Raw genomic sequence first — 16,824 nt, 5'->3', positions numbered from 1 at the left:
TGATTTGGCTGATGCATTAGCGTCGGCTCCTATCGCTGGCGAAATAGCGCACACCGATACCACGCAATTGATTGATCTCACCGACGACCAGCGAGCGCTTAAAGCTCAGCTGCGCGAGTACTTTGCCGACCTGATCAGCCCGCAAGACGCCGAAACGATGCTTACCGAACGTCATGGCGAGACCTATCGCAAGGTAATCGCGCAGATGGGCCGAGATGGATGGCTTGGCGTCGGATGGCCGAAAGAATTCGGCGGCAAGGGATTTGGCGACATCGAACAACAGATATTTACCAACGAGGCGGTTCGGGCCGATGTGCCGCTGCCCGCGGTGACGTTGCAGACTGTAGGGCCGACTCTGCAGGCATACGGTACCGAGGAACAGAAACGAAAGTTCCTGCCGTCGATTCTGGCTGGCGAGGTACATTTCGCCATCGGGTACACCGAACCGGAGGCCGGCACTGATCTGGCGTCACTCACCACCTCGGCCGTTCTTGACGGTGATCACTATATTGTCAACGGGCAGAAGATCTTCACCACCGGCGGACACGACGCAGACTACATCTGGCTGGCCGTCCGCACCGATAAAGACGCCCCAAAACACAAGGGCATCTCGATCCTGATTGTCGACACCACCGATCCCGGCTTCAGTTGGACGCCGATCATCACTGCCGACGGTGCGCATCACGTGAACGCGACCTACTACAACGATGTCAAAGTGCCGGTCGGCATGCGCGTGGGCGATGAGGGGGGCGGCTGGCAACTAATCACCACCCAGCTCAACCACGAGCGGGTGATGTTGGGGCCTTCCGGGCGGATCGAAGGATTGGCTCGGCGTGTGGGCGACTGGGCTCAACGGTCCGGTGCGGATGGCACGCCAATCGCCGAACACGCCGATGTCAGGCGGGTACTGGCACAGATCGATGCCTACGCGCGTATCAACGAGTTGCTCAACTGGCAGGTTGCCGCAACCGGCGAGGCCATCTCGATGGCTGACGCCGCGGCGACGAAAGTCTTTGCCACCGAACGGATTCAAGTGATCGGCCGGATGATTGACGAGATTGTCGGCCGCTTCGGCGACTACACCGACCCGCAGACCGCGGAGTTGGCGAGCTGGCTTGATGCCCAGCAGAAACGCAACGTCGTGATCACCTTCGGAGGCGGCGTCAACGAAGTGATGCGAGACATGATCGCGACAGCCGGGCTCGGCCTGCCGCGAGCTAAACGGTAGGGGAGGTGCAGTGGTGAGTAGGCAGACTGAACAAATCGTCGCTGCCGCGGAGAAGATCAAGTCCGCGGGGATGAGTGAACCGGTTGCCGGACGTGACCCGATCAATCGACCGATGATCAATAACTGGGTCGAGGCGATGGGTGACGCTAATCCCATCTATTCCGATGACGCAGCGGCACGTGCGGCCGGACATGACGGCATCGTCGCGCCACCAGCGATGGCGCAGGTGTGGACGATGCGCGGCCTGAATGGCCAACGGACACAAGATGATCCGCTCGGAGCAGCATCACAGCTTTTCGACGACGCGGGCTTTACTTCGGTGGTCGCGACTAACTGCGACTCGACCTATCACCGCTACACCCGGCCGGGCGAGCGAGTAAGCTTATCCGCCGAATTGCTCGACGTCGTCGGGCCGAAGCAAACGGCATTGGGCGAGGGCTGGTTCTTCACAACCCGCAACGTGTGGACGGTCGGCGATGACGTGGTAGCCGAGATGCGTTTCCGCATCCTCAAATTCCGGCCACCGTCGGAAGGTCGTGGCGACGACGCGGTTCCCGCGGACACATATCGAGACCTCGATCCGAGCAAGCTCATCCGCCCGACCGCCTCGCGTGACACCCAGTTCTTCTGGGACGGCGTGCGTGCACACGAACTGCGTATCCAGGTGCGACCGGCCCCCGCCGCTGGTCGAGTGCCAGGCGAGGCGCTAGCCGAGTCAGGTAAATCGAGACGGCGCAAGCCAACTGCCTCCGCGCACGTTGACGACTCAGGCCACGAGGTCTCGATACACCTCGTCGCTAGGGCTCCTCGGCACTCGACCACCCAATCACGCGAGGCGGTGGCCCCCGCCGCTGGTCGAGTGCCAGGCGAGGCGCTAGCCGAGTCGGGTGTATCGAGACCACGCAACACGAACAGCTCACTCCAGCATCCGCCAGTACCCGCCGTGTGGACCGAGCGTGGTGCCGACAATGTCTATCCGCCAACCGATTACATCGTTTCGGCCGGACTGGGTACCGTGTACAGCTTTGTCGTTCACCACGCGCCACGCGTGCCGGGACGTGAGTTGCCGTTCGTCGTCGCATTGGTCGAGTTGGACGAGGGAGTTCGCATGCTCGGGCAGTTGCGCGGCGTTGATCCGGCGTCGGTGGCGATCGGCGATCGGGTCAAGGCCGAATTCCTGGACTTCCCAGCCGATCCCGACGATCCCGACGATCAGCCGTGGACGCTGTACGCCTGGCGGCCAGAATCGGAGGGAGGATAGCGATGACTTCCATTGACGCACAGCAGATCTCGGTTGGGTTCGCACTGCCCCCGCTGGTGATCGAAGCGACGCCGACCTTTGTTGTGTCGACCGCCTTGGCGACCCGCGACTTTCAGGACGTCCATCACGATCGCGACCTCGCGCAACGGAAAGGGTCGAAGGATATATTCGTCAATATCCTTACTGACACCGGTTTGGTGGAGCGGTTCGTCACCGACTGGGCCGGACCGTCGGCGCGAATCGGTTCGATCTCGCTCAAACTCGGCGTGCCGTGGTATGCCTACGACACCTTGACATTCACCGGTGAAGTGACCTCGATCGACGCCGGTTCGATCACGGTCGCCGTCACTGGGACCAATAGCCTTGGTAAGCATGTGATTTCGACGGTCACCTTCAGCGTGGGGGCCGGCGCATGAGCGAACGCACACTGTCCGGCAAAGCCGCTATCGCCGGTATCGGTGCCACTGAGTTCTCCAAGGATTCCGGCCGAAGCGAACTACGCCTGGCCGCCGAGGCGGTGAACGCCGCACTCGCCGATGCTGGCCTGACCGCGGCAGACGTCGATGGCCTGGTCACTTTCACCATGGATACCAATATGGAGATCGCCGTCGCGCGGGCGGTGGGAATACCTGAGCTGAAATACTTTTCGCGGATCCATTACGGCGGTGGCGCGGCCTGTTCGACCGTGCAGCAGGCCGCGATGGCTGTGGCCACCGGTATCTGCGACGTAGCCGTGGCTTATCGGGCGTTCAATGAACGCTCCGGCGTCCGGTTTGGTCAGGTCAACAAAGCTGTTGCCGCGCAGGAGAATTCGTCGGGAACCGACAATGCCTTCTCCTATCCGCACGGATTGTCGACGCCAGCCGCCTTCGTAGCGATGGTGGCTCAACGCTATATGTACGAATATGGTGCTACCAGTGAGGATTTCGGCCAGATTGCCGTAGTCGACCGCAAACATGCCGCGGTCAATCCCAACGCGTTCTTTTACGGTAAGCCGATCACCATCGCCGACCATCAGGCGTCCCGCTATATCGCCGAGCCGTTGCATCTGCTCGACTGCTGTCAGGAATCTGACGGTGGGGTGGCGATCGTCGTGGTGTCGCCCGAGCGGGCGAAGGACTTGCCGCATCCGCCGGCCATCATCGCCGGTGCGGCGTCGGGTAGCGGCACCGACCAGTACATCATGACCAGCTATTACCGTGACGAGCTCGCAGGTTTACCGGAGATGGGCCTGGTGGGCCGCCAGTTGTGGGACCAGTCGGGGCTGGCGCCGGCCGAGATGGATATGGCAGTGCTCTACGACCATTTCACCCCCTACACGTTGATGCAGCTAGAGGAACTGGGCTTCTGCGGTCGGGGCGAGGCGAAGGATTTCGTCTCCGAGCCGGGTGCGCTCGAGGTTGGTGGGCGTTTGCCGTTGAACACCCACGGTGGGCAACTCGGCGAGGCTTATATCCACGGAATGAACGGTATCGCTGAAGCTGTGCGCCAGCTACGCGGCACTTCGGTCAATCAGGTCAACGACGCACACAAAGTCCTTGTGACCGCTGGCACCGGTGTGCCAACCAGCGGTTTGATTCTTACCCGGTCCGAATGAGGAGTACAGAAAGATGAAATTCAACCTTGCCGACGTCTTTGAAACTGTCGCCGACTCGGTCCCGGACCGGGTGGTGCTGAGCTTCGAAGGCGAACAGACGACCTACGCCGAGATGGACAAGCTTGCCAACCAGGTTGCTCATTTGCTGTCCGCCAATGGAATTGGTGCGAGCGACAATGTTGCGCTGTTCTTGAAGAACAGTGTCGAGCACGTGACGAGCCTGCTTGGCTTGATCAAGATCCGCGCCGTGCCGGTCAACGTCAACTACCGCTACACCGACCCGGAGCTGCAATACATCTTCGACAACTCCGATTCGCGGGGCATCATCGTCGAATTGCCGGAGCATCAGCGCAGCGTCGCCGAGCTGCTTCCCGAGATCTCCACGGTGCGAACAGTATTCGTCATCGGGACAGTCACCGATGAACTGCGCGAGGCCGCATCGAACCTGCCCGATGGTCGTGAAGTCGCGGTGGTGTCCTTTGATGACTACACCGGGCAGTCGACTGAACGTGACTTTGAGCCGCGTAACGGCGAAGAGCTCTACCTGCTCTACACCGGCGGTACCACCGGCTATCCCAAGGGCGTCATGTGGCAGCATGACGACTTCTTCCGCAAGCCGATCTCAGGCGGGAACCCGTATGGTGAGGCACGCAAGGATCTCGACGAAATAGCCTCCGCGGTAAAGGATTTCCCATCTATCGCGTTCCTGCTCGCCGCGCCACTTATGCATGGCGCGGCATCGTATTCGCTATTCACCTTCCTTACCCTCGGCGGGCGACTGATCATCGAACGGGACTTCAACCCGGCGAAGATCGTCAAAAACATCGAGCGTGACCAGACGCAGATCATCCTCATCGTCGGCGATGCGATGGGGATGCCTCTCGTCGATGAGATGGAGAAGCAGAAGGACGAAGTGGACATGTCGTCGCTGTTCTCCGTCACATCCGGTGGCGCGATATGGTCCCAGCATGTCCGTGACCGTATGCTCGCGGTCAAGGAGGGGCTTGTGTTGCGCGACAACTTCGGTGCGTCGGAGTCGGGTAACGACGGCGAGATCACCTTGGATCAGAACGGCAACCTCAAGACCGCACCGACCGAGAAGATGATGGTCGTCGACGAGCGCTTCAACCAGATCACCGCGCCGAATGAAGTCGGCATGATCGCGCGGATCGGCAATGTGCCCCTTGGCTATTACAAGGATGAGGAGAAGTCGGCCCGCACCTTCCCGACCCTTCCCGACGGACGACGTATTTCAGTACTCGGCGATATGGGTTACCTGGAGGAGGACGGCAGCATCGTATTCCTCGGCCGGGGATCGCAGTGCATCAATACGGGTGGCGAGAAGGTCTACGCCGAAGAGGTCGAAGCCACGCTGCACGCGCATCCGGCAATCGCCGATGCCCTAGTGGTTCCGGTTCCCGACGCCAAGTACGGCCAGCGGGTCGCGGCTGTAATCAAGGTCGCCGACGGTCATCCGGAGCCGACTCTGGAGGAAGTCCAGGAACACGCCCGCACCGAGCTGGCCCGCTACAAGGTGCCCCGCACCGTGGTGTTCGTCGACGAGGTGCGGCGGACGCCGGCGGGCAAGGCCGATTACAAGTGGGCGAAAAAGGCGGCTGAGGACGGGGCGTCGGCGCCGGTGTAGTTGCGCGGTCGGGTCAGCGAATAGCGACTACCGCGCTGCAGGTCGTCGCCGGAACGGACCAGAGAGCATTGCGATTGACCGTACTGAGCGTGACTTTCACGCGCCCCTTGCCGATTCGCGATGGGGAGATATAGATCTTGTGGAATCCGGTGTTGGGTGGCAACACTCGCTGGTCGGTGCGCACGGTCAGTCGTTTACCGGTCTGGAGGTTTCGTAGATCGAATCGCATGGCTGATTGGTAACCCCAATAGCTGCTGGCATCCACGGAGAGAATTGTCTTTCCACGGAACTGGTCGACATACAGAAGAGTGGGGTTGTAGGGAAAATCAACGACGTTGGGGCTCAGTCCAATACAACTGGTCAGTCGATACGCGGCCAGTGCCGAAGCCTGACCGGTGCCTCCCGCGATTGATGTGGCGAGGGCCCCCGCCGCAACGACGGCTGCGACCGCCGACCGGATCCGAAAGCGATACTGGGTCATTTTCAATAGTCCTTAGATTGTGACGGTGGGTGGCTAAGCTGAAACGATCCCAGTGCAGGTTGGCCCCCGCAGTGTCTGGAATAGGCCGTGATTGACCGCGCTGACCGATACCCTGGTTCGGCCCCGGGCGGCGATGCCGTCGATCCGGTATCCGCCAATGTCGCTTAGCGAGTGTTGCCATCTGCGATGGTAGGTCTGGGTCCGATTTGTCCGAAGGTCTGTTACGCGGACGGTGGTGTCGGTCGTATACGGAATTGGATCCTTGCTGTCACTTGAGATGGAGATCTGTCCCCGTACCGGTGTGTTCAGAGTGACCCGGGCTCCGCCGTAGAAGGGGAAGAGCAGGATATTCGGGTTCTGTCCGTAGCAGTGCAAGCCGATTGTTTCTTCCCGCGGATATGCGTTTGCGGAAGCTCCGCATACCAGTGTCGCCGCTGAGATGGCGGAGACAGTCAGGGTTGTCGTCAGAATTGCACTCTTGCGCATGCTTGCCCCTTATCGAGTGGATTATTGTTGTCGATCTACGGTCTATATCGATTGACTAGAACAGATTGTTAGCATCGGTAATGCAGGGAGCCTAACGCGGTAGTCTGACCTCACGCAAGGTCAGAGTCCCTCGCGTTATCGGCAGGTGGACGCCTTATTTGCCACTCTTTCGGCCTATTGTGGACTTTTCGCACGTCGGGGCCGTTGGTTGGTTAGATCGACTGAAGGGTGCGTAAGAAATGCTCAGGCAATTCGAGACCAATGTCCGGAAACGTCGATTGTTCGACGGACTGTTCGGCGACTCGCTTCTCGTTATTCGGCGATGGGGACAATCAATCAGGTATTCACCGATGGCGGTTCACCGCACTCGGTAGGGAAGATGCCCAGAACAATTTTCCCGGTGTTGAATTTCGGCGCGGTCTTGGTCGCCGGAGTGAACTGGCCTCCGGGGGCCGCGAGTCGAGCGGTGGGGGAGTGCCACTGTTCACGCCAGCCAATCCGTGACAGAGTTGTGGGAATCATCAAGGCGCACAACGACATTGGTTGAGGATAGTGAATAACACTCATCAACATCCCGGATCTGACGGGGAACATGCTCTGCAGCATGAGTACGGCACCACCAGGCGCGCCCACAAGTTCTACGCCGATCAGATGCGAGCGCAGCTCAACGACGAGATGATCGAATTCATCGGCCGGATGGATATGGCCTTCATCGCGACAGCCGACGCTCATGGTGAGGCGGACAGTTCGTTCCGCGCGGGCCCGCCGGGATTCATCCACGTACTCGACGCCGACACGATCTGCTATCCCGAATATCGCGGCAACGGCGTGATGGCGAGTCTGGGCAATATTAGTGAGAATCCACATGTCGGCATCATGCTGATCGACTTCGTGCGAGATCGAATCGGCTTACATATCAATGGCAGAGCGACGATCGTGCCCGACGAAGAACTGCGCGCGCAGGTGCGCGACTTGCCCGAGGATTCGGTGCGCGGACGTGTGCCGGACCTGTGGGTGCGAGTTGACGTGCACGAGGCATATATCCACTGTCGCAAGCACATTCCCGCGATGATTCCGGCTGATGCGGGCAGCCGCGCCTGGGGTACCGATAGCGCGGTACGCAAGGGTGGCGACTACTTCGGTGTGTCGGCCGCTCGCCGGGCCGCTGAGCCACGCGCGGCGATGTAGTATCCATCTACGATTGGATGGTCCCCTTGTGCGACAGGGGATTACCCAAGTTCGGTTGGGCTCTCGAGCGGATCTTCGACGACCTTCCGGGGGGCAAACCAACCCAGGAAGACCGATCCGGCCACCAACACGCTCGCCAGAATCACACACCCCAGCTGCATCGGCTCGGTGAAGGCCTGCTGGGCACTGTGCAGGATCTGCGACGACAGCGGTTCGGGCACTTGATGTGCCACCTGTACGGCCTCGGCGAGTGATTTGGAGATATGGTCGGCGGCGGCGGCGCCTTTAGCCGGATCGACCGCGCCGATCTGGGTGCGAGCGAGGTCGGCGGTCGGCCCGATGCGATCGGAATAGCCTGCGGCGAGCAGACTTCCGGCGAGCGCAATACCGAGCGCGGCCCCGATCTCGCGAGAGGTGTCGTTCACCGCGGACCCGACCCCCTGATCGTCGAGCGGAGTATTCGACATGATGGCCGTCGTCGACGGTGCCGACGCCAGGCCGATGCCGATGGCTGCGACCGCCAGCATGATTCCCAGTTGCCAATACTGGTCGTAGTCGACCAGACCCATCAGGCCGATGCCGACGCCAGTGATGAAGATGCCGCCAGCGAGCACGAAACGCAGCGCGTCGAAACGCACCGCCAGCCAATTGCCGAGCAGTGTGAACACCGCGACGCCGATGACCATCGGGAACAACGCGACCGCCGAGCGGAGCGGCGAATAGCCGAAGACGAGCTGAAGTTGTTGCAGGACAAGGAAGAACACCCCGAATGAGGCGAAGAATTGCAGGGCGACGGCGAGTGCTCCAGCACCGAACGCGCGGTTGGTGAACAGTCGGACATCGAGGAGATGATTGTCCTTCTTCAACTCGATGACGCAGAACAGAATTGCCAGTGCCAGACCGCCGATCAGGCACAGCAGGGTGAGCGGGTTGCCCCAGCCGCGATGCGGCGCTTCGATCAGGCCGAACACCAGAGCTGCGATGGCCACCACCGAGGTGGCCGAGCCGGCGAAGTCAAACTTCTGCGGATCGGAGTCTTTCGACGACCCGATCGTCAAACAGAGCGCGGTGGTCACCGCCGCGGATGCGGCGAAGGTGATGAAGATGGATTCCCACGAAAAGAATTGCAGCAGAACGCCCGTGACGAAGAATCCGGCGATGGCACCGGCTCCCGCGACTGCGGCCCACACGCTGATGGCGACCGGTCGTTTATGTTCGGGGACATTCGACGTGATTAGCGACAATGTCGACGGCATGATCAACGCTGCGCCGATGCCGGCCAGCAGGCGGGTTGCGATCAATTCGGTCGGTCCGTCGGTCCAGATCGGCAGCAGAGAAGCGATGGCGAAGATGACCAGTCCGACAATCAGCACGCCGCGACGGCCATAGCGGTCACCGACCGCTCCGGCGGGTAGAAGAAGGGCGGCCAGGGCGAGGGTGTAGCCGTCGATGATCCAGGTCATTTCGTTGGCATCGGCACCGACGGCGACCGCGATCTCGGGGAGGGCGGTGTTGAGGGCGGCCATCGCGGCAACCACCATGCTGACCGCGGCGCAGACGATCGTCACCAGCCAGATTGACCGGAAGTCCATCCGTTCCCCGGGCGGGCCGACATCAGTCACCGCAGTCTCTACCCGTCCACTCATCACGCCCGCCCTCCGCTGAAGTTCTGTGAAAAACCTAAGACTAATCTCCCGACACGCCCTGCCAAACCGAGCGAAGTGGTTCAAGCTGTGTCACATTATTCACAGGAGTAACAAACTCCTGGTAACAACGACCGAAAGTGGGAGATCATGGCTGCGAACCAGGTCACCGACTACACCTCCACGAAGGTGCACGTGTGGCGCGTGCTGTCGATGCTTGCGGCACTGGTCGCGATCATCGTCGGGTTGATCGTGATCGCCACCAGCGCCGCCTGACAACCGACGCGCTTACGCGTGCTTCTCGACTGCGCCGCCAACCCTCGGCAGCGCGGCGACGACGTAGTTCTTCGCTTTGCCGCGCAGTGAGTTGTAAGTCTTCGCCAGTGCGGGCTTGGCCGATGACGCCTGAGCGTCGGTGACGGCCAGTAGAGCTTCCGCCGCCGCGTCGGAGTTATTCGACAGGTGATCGCCGAACGCCGTGCCGGCCGGCTTGGAATCCCAGAATGGGGTCAGGGCGGTCACGAATTCCGGCAGCATCTTGTCGGTGGCGCTCGCCACGACGCCCGGCTTAACTTTCTGCGCGGCGGCGTACGCGGTCTTGACCGCGGCGCCGGACAGGCCGGACTGGTCTTTGACCTCGGCGTCGATGACACCCGCCAGTTCAGTGACCACCGCATCACGATTCGTGGTGACCAGGGACTGCAGGGAATCGCTCATCTGTAGTTGCTCCTTGAAAAGCGTAGTGATTGGCCGATTTTGGCGTTCGGCACCGGACCAATCCGGCGCCGCCGATCACACTACGTCGCCGCTGCGACGATCCTACGAGCGAGTCACCACGACGTTGCCGAGCGCGGCAGCACCGTCGCGTTGCGCGACGGCCGCCTTCACGAGCAGTCGCGTTTGTCCGTCTTCCCAGACGTCGACGACAAGCGTCTCGCCGGGGAATACGATGCCCGCGAAACTGGCCGAGTAGCCGCCGATCGCCTCAACGTCGCCGTCGAATAGCTCGTCTACCAACGAGCGGCAGACCAGCCCGTATGAGCACAGCCCATGCAGAATCGGTCTCGGGAATCCGGCAGCCTTCGCGAACTCGGGCGCCGAGTGCAGTGGGTTGCGGTCGCCGCAGAGTCGATAGAGCAGAGCCTGATTGGGTGCGGTCGGCACCGCGATCCGGTGGTCAGCGGCGCGGTCGGGATAGGTGACCCGTACGGATTCGCCGCGCTCACCGCTGAAGCCACCTTCGCCTTTGGCGAAGATCGACGAGCGTTCGGTCCACAGCGGTCCGTCCGCATTCGACGTCACTTTCTCGGAGATGACCACCGCGGCCGAACCTTTGTCCTGAACCTCGACGATGCGTGAACGCGTTGTCGCGCTACCCGACGCCGGAATGGCTCGATGCGCGATCACCTCCTGCGATCCATGGACCACTTTCGCCAGGTCGATATCGATACCGGGATAGGACACCTTCGGTGCTTCGGTGGCGTGGAAATTCGCGGCGACCGTGGCGAAGCTCGGCAACACCTTGGGCGCGACGTCGTCGATGTAGCCGAGACCTGCGGTATCCATCGGATCAGCGGCGGCGCCGACGGCGAGGTTGTAGAGCGCGACGTCCGACGCGGACCACGAGAACGTGGCGTCGGGTAGTTCGGCGCCGACCGCGATGGAGGGATCGATGGGCATGTGCTCAGGCTCCTGTCGCCGATGCCGTGGTGGTCGACCGTTCGGCCCGCGCGGCGGTGTCGAGGGCCGCGAGATAGCCGAAAACCATTGCGGGACCGATAGTTGCGCCCGGCCCGGCGTAGGTGTGGCCCATCACCGGCGCGCTGGTATTGCCCGCGGCGTAGAGGCCGTCGATGACCGACCCGTCGGCACGCAGCGCGCGACCGGTGGCGTCGGTGTCGATTCCGCCCTTGGTGCCCAGGTCGCCGGGCACCATTTTCACCGCGTAGAAGGGGCCTTTGTCGACCGGGCCGAGGCTGGGGTTTGGCTTGTTGGTCGGGTCGCCGTAGTAGTGGTCGTAGCCGCTGGTACCGCGCGCGAAATCGTCGTCGACGCCTTTGCGTGCGAATTCGTTGAATCTGGCGGTGGTGGCTGCGAGCGTGTCGGCGGGTAGCCCGGTCTGCTCGGCGAGTTCGGCCAGTGACTCGGCCTTGACGACGACTCCGGATTTCAGCCAGCTCTTCGGAAGTGGTTGGCGCGCAGTGATACCCGCGAACAGGTACCGGTTGCGACAGCGTTGATCCATGATCAGCCACGCCGGAATGTTCTCCCCGGGACCTTCGCCTTGGCCGAAGTCGCCGCCGTACATCCGGTGCACCGCCTCCACATAGGGAAGTGACTCGTTCATGAATCGTTCGCCACGGAGGTTGACGATGAACGTGCCCGGCACCGAGCGTTCGGACAGTGCGAACCACGGACCTTTCGGCAGCGGGATCGTCGGGCCCCACCAGGCGTCATCCATCAGTGAGACCGCGGCGCCGACTTTGATGCCCGCGTTGATGCCGTCGCCGGTATTCGACGCCGCGCCGGTGGTCCAGTCCGAGCCGATCGGGGCGCGCTGGTACTTGGTTCGCATTTCGGCGTTGTGCTCAAAACCGCCGGAGCCGAGGATTACGCCGTGCCGCACATGGATCTCGTGGCGCTTGCCATCGTGTTCCACGACTACGCCGGTGATCACACCGTCTTTGCTGACCAGGTCGGTCAGCGGGGTTTCGAACCGCACGTCGACCCCGGCATCGAGTACGCCGAGATAGAGTTCGGCGGCCAGTGCCGCGCCCATCGCGATGAGTTTTTTGTTCCGGGATTTCGCCCAGGCGAATCGTGTGGCGACCTTGAGCATCTTGGCGATACCGCGTGGGTGGCGGAGGCCAACATTGAGCCACTTGTAATCACTTTGCAGCACAACCATATTCAGCGGTGCCTTGGTGTACTGCGGGTGCAGATTATCCAGGTGGTCGCCGAGGCGCCGCGCATCGAATGGTTTGGGCTCTACCGAGCGGCCAGCGAGCCGGCCGCCCGGCGCCTCCGGATAGTAGTCCGAGTAGTTCTTCACCCATTCGAGTTCAAGGGGGGAGTGCGCGATGAGATAGTCGAGTGCCTCGGGGCCGCGATCTATGTAGGCGTCGATTTTCTCCGGTGCCGCGTGTTCGCCGATGATGGCGTGCACATATTCGCGGGCTTTGGTCGCGGTGTCATCGACCCCGTCGCGGCCGAGCACCGAGTTATTCGGGATCCATACGCCACCGCCCGAGCGCGACGTCGAACCGCCCCAGTACGGCGACTTCTCGATCAGCAGGGTCGATAGACCTTGGGTTGCCGCGGTGAGTGCCGCGCTCATACCGGCTGCGCCGGCGCCGACCACGACGACGTCGAAGGTCTCCGGGCCGTCAGTAGACCGGGGAGTTGCTCCATCAGGGCTGGTCATCGGGTTTCACCTTCCAGAGTTCCGAAAAACTAGAACACGTTATAGAATTGCCGTTGTCCGTAAGGCTATACCAAATTCCCTACCTACCGGAAGGTGGCAGTCGGTGGCAGTCAGCGACACCATCCGAGTCCAGATCGCCGCAGCTCTAGCCCAGGCCGAAGCGTCGGCAGCGGCTATCGACCCGCCGACGCTGGCGCAACCAGATCTCGATGCCGTCGACGCCTACGAGATTCAGTTGATCAATATTCGACGCCGACTCGATGTCGGTGCCGCGATCGCCGGACACAAGGTCGGCCTCGCCTCGGAAGCTATGCAGAAGATGATGAATGTCGACGAACCGGATTACGGCCACCTCCTCGACGACATGCAGTACATCGAAAACACGCCCATCGACCGATCGAAACTCTGTTTTCCCCGCGTGGAAGTGGAAGTTGGATTCATTCTCGGCGCCGACCTCCCGGGTGAGGGATGCACTCGCGACGACGTGATCGCGGCGATCGAGTGGGTGGTGCCCTCTATCGAGTTGATCGACTCGCGGATCAGAGACTGGAAAATCACCCTGGCTGACACTATCGCCGACAACGCGTCGTCGTGCGGCTGGATCCTCGGCGAGCAGCGGGTGGCGCTGGCCGACATCGACACGGGGAATATCGACGCCCGCCTGCATCGCAACGGAGAAGTGGTCGCGGAAGGGAATTCCGCCGCGGTACTTGGACATCCGCTCACAGCGGTCTCCTGGCTCGCCAATAAGGTTTCGAGTTTCGGTGTCCGCCTGCGCGCGGGTGATGTCATTTTGCCGGGTACCGCGACGCGGGCCATCGACATCGACGCTGGTGATCACTTCGTCGCCGAGTTCGACGGATTAGGCAGCGTCACTTTGGATTTCGAGTAGGTCTTAACAGTAATGAAGGAGGAACTGTGGCCGCCAAGTTGAGCGCCGCCATCATCGGTTCGGGAAATATCGGAACCGACCTGATGTACAAGCTGGAACGGTCCGAGGTAATCGAACCGCGTTGGATGGTCGGAATTGACGCCGATTCCGAAGGCATGAAGCGGGCCGCCGATCATGGTCTGATCACGATGAGCGGTGGCGCGGAAGAGTTGCTGAAGTCCGCCGAACGGCCCGACTTGATCTTCGAGGCGACGTCGGCCTATGTACACCGCGAGTACGCACCGCGATACCAGGCCGCTGGTATCACCGCGATTGACTTGACGCCTGCGGCCATCGGACCGGCCGTCGTACCGCCGGCCAATCTGCGTGAGCATCTGGACGCGCCGAATACCAACATGATCACCTGCGGTGGACAAGCCACCATTCCGATGGTGCACGCGGTGAGTTCTGTTGTGCCGGTACCCTATGCGGAGATCGTGGCTTCGGTCGCCTCAAAGTCGGCTGGTCCGGGAACTCGCGCGAATATCGACGAGTTCACCAAGACCACGTCGAAGGGGATCGAAACGATCGGTGGTGCCGACCGTGGCAAAGCGATCATCATCCTCAATCCCGCGGACCCGCCGATGATCATGCGCGACACCATCTTCTGCGCCATCCCGGCCGACGCCGATACCGATGCGATCGCCGAGTCGATCCACAAGCGCGAGAAGGAGATCCAGCAGTACGTTCCGGGCTACCGACTATTGCAGGACCCGCAGTTCGATCCGCCGAGTGTCATCAATGGTGGTTATGCGCGGGTCTCGATATTCGTCGAGGTGGAAGGCGCTGGCGACTTCCTGCCCCCCTACGCGGGCAACCTCGACATCATGACCGCCGCCGCCACCAAAGTCGGCGAGGAAATCGCCAAGCAGAAGATCGGAGCGTTGGCATGAGTGACCTCACCGGGGCGAGCGAGAGTCTGATGGCTAACGCCCGCGCGTTCAGCGACGAACTCGACATTCGCATCACCGATTCGTCATTGCGCGACGGTTCACACCACAAACGACATCAGTTCACCGAACAAGAAGTGCGCGATATCGTTGCCGCCCTGGATGATTCAGGTGTGCCGGTGATCGAGGTGACGCATGGTGACGGGCTGGGCGGATCGTCCTTCAACTACGGCTTCTCGAAAACGCCTGAGCAGCAACTGATCAAGGCGGCCGCGGAGACGGCGAAACGCGCCAAAATCGCCTTCCTGATGTTGCCGGGCCTTGGTACCAAGGACGACATTCGAGCAGCCCAGGACAATGGCGGCCAGATCTGTCGCATCGCGACACATTGCACTGAGGCTGACGTCTCGATTCAGCATTTCGGCCTGGCCCGTGAACTCGGTTTGGAGACCGTCGGCTTCTTGATGATGAGCCATAGCCAGCCGCCGGAGGTGTTGGCCAAGCAGGCGCGGATAATGGCTGATGCGGGTTGCCAATGCGTATACGTGGTGGATTCGGCGGGTGCTCTCGTTCTGGAGCAGGTCTCGGACCGTGTCTCGGCGGTACGTGCCGAGCTCGGCGACGATGCGCAGATCGGTTTCCATGGTCACGAGAACCTTGACATCGCCATCGCGAATTCGGTGTTGGCGGTCCGCGCGGGTGCTCAGCAAATCGATGGCTCGATCCGCAGATTTGGTGCGGGAGCGGGTAATACGCCTACTGAAGCCTTCGTCGGCGTAGCCGACAAACTGGGTATCACCACCGGCATCGACTTCATGAAAATCGCCGATGCCGCGCAGGATGTGGTGCGCCCGGTGATGCCGGCCGAATGCCTCGTCGATCGTCCGGCGATGATGATGGGCTACGCCGGGTGCTACAGCTCATTCCTCAAACACGCCGAATCTCATGCCGAGAAGTATGGAGTGTCCGCCGCGGAGATCCTACTGACGGCTGGGGCCCGGAAACTGGTTGGCGGACAAGAAGATCAGTTGATCGATATCGCGCTGGAGCTGAAGAAAAAGGCCGACGCCAACGCGGGAGTGTAGGTGTGCCGGGCGGGCAGTGGCAGTATTGAGGGATGCCGGTAAACATCCCGCGGGACCTGCCCGCCCGCGCAATTCTGGAGGGTGAGGGTATCTTCGTGATGTCCGAGGAGCGGGCGCGCTCTCAGGACATCCGGCCGATGCGTATCGCCATCCTCAATCTGATGCCGACCAAAGAGGCAACCGAGACGCAACTTCTGCGGGTTCTCGGCAGCACCCCGCTGCAGGTCGAGGTCACGCTGCTCCATATGGCCAGCCACTCGTCGCGTAATACCGCGGCCGAACATCTCGAAGCGTTCTACGCCACATTCGCCGACGTCGCAGAGCAATATTTCGATGGTTTGATCATCACCGGAGCGCCCATCGAACGGCTGGATTTCGAGCAAGTCGACTACTGGCCGGAGATGACTCAGATCTTGGACTGGAGTCGCGACCACGTCTATTCCACGATTCACATCTGCTGGGGAGCGCAGGCAGCCCTCTATCGGCATTACGGCGTGCAGAAATACGAGCTGCCGCAGAAATTGTTCGGGGTGTTCGACCACCAGGTGCTCCGGCCCGAGTCGACGCTATTGCGCGGATTCGACGAGCGATTCCATGCCCCGCACTCCCGTCACACCGATATACACGCCGCTGATATCGCCGCCACCGGAAAGGTAGATCTGCTGGCCGTCGGCGACGACTCCGGTGTACTGCTGGCCGCGACCCCGGATCTCCGGCAGGTCTTCATTACCGGCCATCCCGAATACGACCGCGACACCCTTGCACGCGAGTACCGGCGCGATGTCGAAGCCGGGCAGCCCATTGACGTCCCGGCGAACTACTACCCGAATGATGATCCCGCTGCCGAGCCCATAGTCAATTGGCGCAGTCATGGCGTGCTGCTATACGCGAATTGGCTCAATCACTGTGTGTATCAGCGTGTTCCGTTCGAAGCCCAGAATTCCGCACCCTAAGACCGTGCCGAC

At 61.4% G+C, this 16,824-nt stretch carries 17 protein-coding genes; 11 read left to right on the top strand and 6 right to left on the bottom strand.

Features of this window, described 5'->3' with window-relative positions:
- Window positions 1-67 precede the first annotated feature (67 nt).
- Genes AAFP29_RS07760 through AAFP29_RS07740 form a run of 5 tightly spaced genes read left to right on the top strand, consistent with a single transcriptional unit; the run spans window position 68 to window position 5,731 of the window.
- Window positions 68-1,228 carry an acyl-CoA dehydrogenase family protein gene (locus tag AAFP29_RS07760; RefSeq protein WP_419217239.1) on the top strand — a complete coding sequence of 387 codons (1,161 nt, stop codon included), beginning with the start codon at window positions 68-70 and terminating at the stop codon, window positions 1,226-1,228.
- 13 nt (window positions 1,229-1,241) lie between these two features.
- Complete coding sequence (locus tag AAFP29_RS07755; protein ID WP_419216767.1) at window positions 1,242-2,489, top strand: bifunctional MaoC family dehydratase N-terminal/OB-fold nucleic acid binding domain-containing protein; 1,248 nt, start codon at window positions 1,242-1,244, stop codon at window positions 2,487-2,489.
- A 2-nt stretch (window positions 2,490-2,491) separates the two neighbouring features.
- Window positions 2,492-2,905: a MaoC family dehydratase gene (locus AAFP29_RS07750; protein ID WP_419216766.1), complete on the top strand. Its 414-nt coding sequence runs from the start codon at window positions 2,492-2,494 to the stop codon at window positions 2,903-2,905.
- Window positions 2,902-4,086 carry a lipid-transfer protein gene (locus AAFP29_RS07745; RefSeq protein WP_419216765.1) on the top strand — a complete coding sequence of 395 codons (1,185 nt, stop codon included), beginning with the start codon at window positions 2,902-2,904 and terminating at the stop codon, window positions 4,084-4,086. Before AAFP29_RS07750 ends, AAFP29_RS07745 begins: the two co-directional genes overlap by 4 nt.
- A 13-nt stretch (window positions 4,087-4,099) precedes the next feature.
- On the top strand, window positions 4,100-5,731 hold the full coding sequence (locus AAFP29_RS07740; RefSeq protein ID WP_419216764.1) for an AMP-binding protein: 1,632 nt from the start codon (window positions 4,100-4,102) through the stop codon (window positions 5,729-5,731).
- A 13-nt stretch (window positions 5,732-5,744) separates the two neighbouring features.
- On the opposite strand, the gene AAFP29_RS07735 is transcribed toward AAFP29_RS07740, so the two are convergent.
- Both AAFP29_RS07735 and AAFP29_RS07730 read right to left on the bottom strand, forming a co-directional pair.
- Window positions 5,745-6,212, bottom strand: a complete 468-nt coding sequence (locus AAFP29_RS07735; RefSeq protein ID WP_419216763.1) for a hypothetical protein — start codon at window positions 6,210-6,212, stop codon at window positions 5,745-5,747.
- Window positions 6,213-6,245: 33 nt separating this feature from the next.
- Window positions 6,246-6,698, bottom strand: coding sequence for a hypothetical protein (locus AAFP29_RS07730; protein WP_419216762.1), 453 nt, complete (start codon window positions 6,696-6,698; stop codon window positions 6,246-6,248).
- A 552-nt stretch (window positions 6,699-7,250) separates the two neighbouring features.
- Here AAFP29_RS07730 and AAFP29_RS07725 point away from each other — a divergent pair.
- Complete coding sequence (locus tag AAFP29_RS07725; RefSeq protein WP_419216761.1) at window positions 7,251-7,886, top strand: pyridoxamine 5'-phosphate oxidase family protein; 636 nt, start codon at window positions 7,251-7,253, stop codon at window positions 7,884-7,886.
- Between the two features lie 41 nt (window positions 7,887-7,927).
- Here AAFP29_RS07725 and AAFP29_RS07720 read toward each other — a convergent pair whose 3' ends face one another.
- Entirely contained in the window at window positions 7,928-9,532 is a 1,605-nt protein-coding gene (locus AAFP29_RS07720; RefSeq protein ID WP_419216760.1) for an MFS transporter, read from the bottom strand.
- 147 nt (window positions 9,533-9,679) lie between these two features.
- Between AAFP29_RS07720 and AAFP29_RS07715 the strand changes: the two genes are divergently transcribed.
- Window positions 9,680-9,805, top strand: coding sequence for a hypothetical protein (locus tag AAFP29_RS07715; RefSeq protein ID WP_419216759.1), 126 nt, complete (start codon window positions 9,680-9,682; stop codon window positions 9,803-9,805).
- 12 nt (window positions 9,806-9,817) lie between these two features.
- On the opposite strand, the gene AAFP29_RS07710 is transcribed toward AAFP29_RS07715, so the two are convergent.
- From AAFP29_RS07710 to kstD, 3 genes are all read right to left on the bottom strand, one after another.
- Window positions 9,818-10,246, bottom strand: coding sequence for a DUF6918 family protein (locus AAFP29_RS07710; RefSeq protein ID WP_419216758.1), 429 nt, complete (start codon window positions 10,244-10,246; stop codon window positions 9,818-9,820).
- A 102-nt stretch (window positions 10,247-10,348) separates the two neighbouring features.
- Window positions 10,349-11,209, bottom strand: coding sequence for a MaoC/PaaZ C-terminal domain-containing protein (locus tag AAFP29_RS07705; protein WP_419216757.1), 861 nt, complete (start codon window positions 11,207-11,209; stop codon window positions 10,349-10,351).
- A gap of 4 nt (window positions 11,210-11,213) precedes the next feature.
- Window positions 11,214-12,953, bottom strand: a complete 1,740-nt coding sequence (gene kstD, locus AAFP29_RS07700; RefSeq protein WP_419216756.1) for a 3-oxosteroid 1-dehydrogenase — start codon at window positions 12,951-12,953, stop codon at window positions 11,214-11,216.
- 103 nt (window positions 12,954-13,056) lie between these two features.
- Between kstD and AAFP29_RS07695 the strand changes: the two genes are divergently transcribed.
- The 4 genes from AAFP29_RS07695 to metA are packed head-to-tail and all read left to right on the top strand — an operon-like array spanning window position 13,057 to window position 16,812.
- Window positions 13,057-13,845, top strand: a complete 789-nt coding sequence (locus AAFP29_RS07695) for a 2-keto-4-pentenoate hydratase (protein ID WP_419216755.1) — start codon at window positions 13,057-13,059, stop codon at window positions 13,843-13,845.
- Window positions 13,846-13,871: 26 nt separating this feature from the next.
- On the top strand, window positions 13,872-14,777 hold the full coding sequence (locus AAFP29_RS07690; RefSeq protein ID WP_419216754.1) for an acetaldehyde dehydrogenase (acetylating): 906 nt from the start codon (window positions 13,872-13,874) through the stop codon (window positions 14,775-14,777).
- Window positions 14,774-15,859, top strand: a complete 1,086-nt coding sequence (gene dmpG / locus AAFP29_RS07685; protein WP_419216753.1) for a 4-hydroxy-2-oxovalerate aldolase — start codon at window positions 14,774-14,776, stop codon at window positions 15,857-15,859. Before AAFP29_RS07690 ends, dmpG begins: the two co-directional genes overlap by 4 nt.
- Before the next feature lie 32 nt (window positions 15,860-15,891).
- Window positions 15,892-16,812 carry a homoserine O-acetyltransferase MetA gene (metA, locus tag AAFP29_RS07680; RefSeq protein WP_419216752.1) on the top strand — a complete coding sequence of 307 codons (921 nt, stop codon included), beginning with the start codon at window positions 15,892-15,894 and terminating at the stop codon, window positions 16,810-16,812.
- Window positions 16,813-16,824: the final 12 nt, after the last annotated feature.

Source organism: Gordonia sp. CPCC 205333 (assembly GCF_048537885.1).
Lineage (GTDB): Bacteria > Actinomycetota > Actinomycetes > Mycobacteriales > Mycobacteriaceae > Gordonia.
This window is presented reverse-complemented; position numbering and strand designations above follow the sequence as displayed.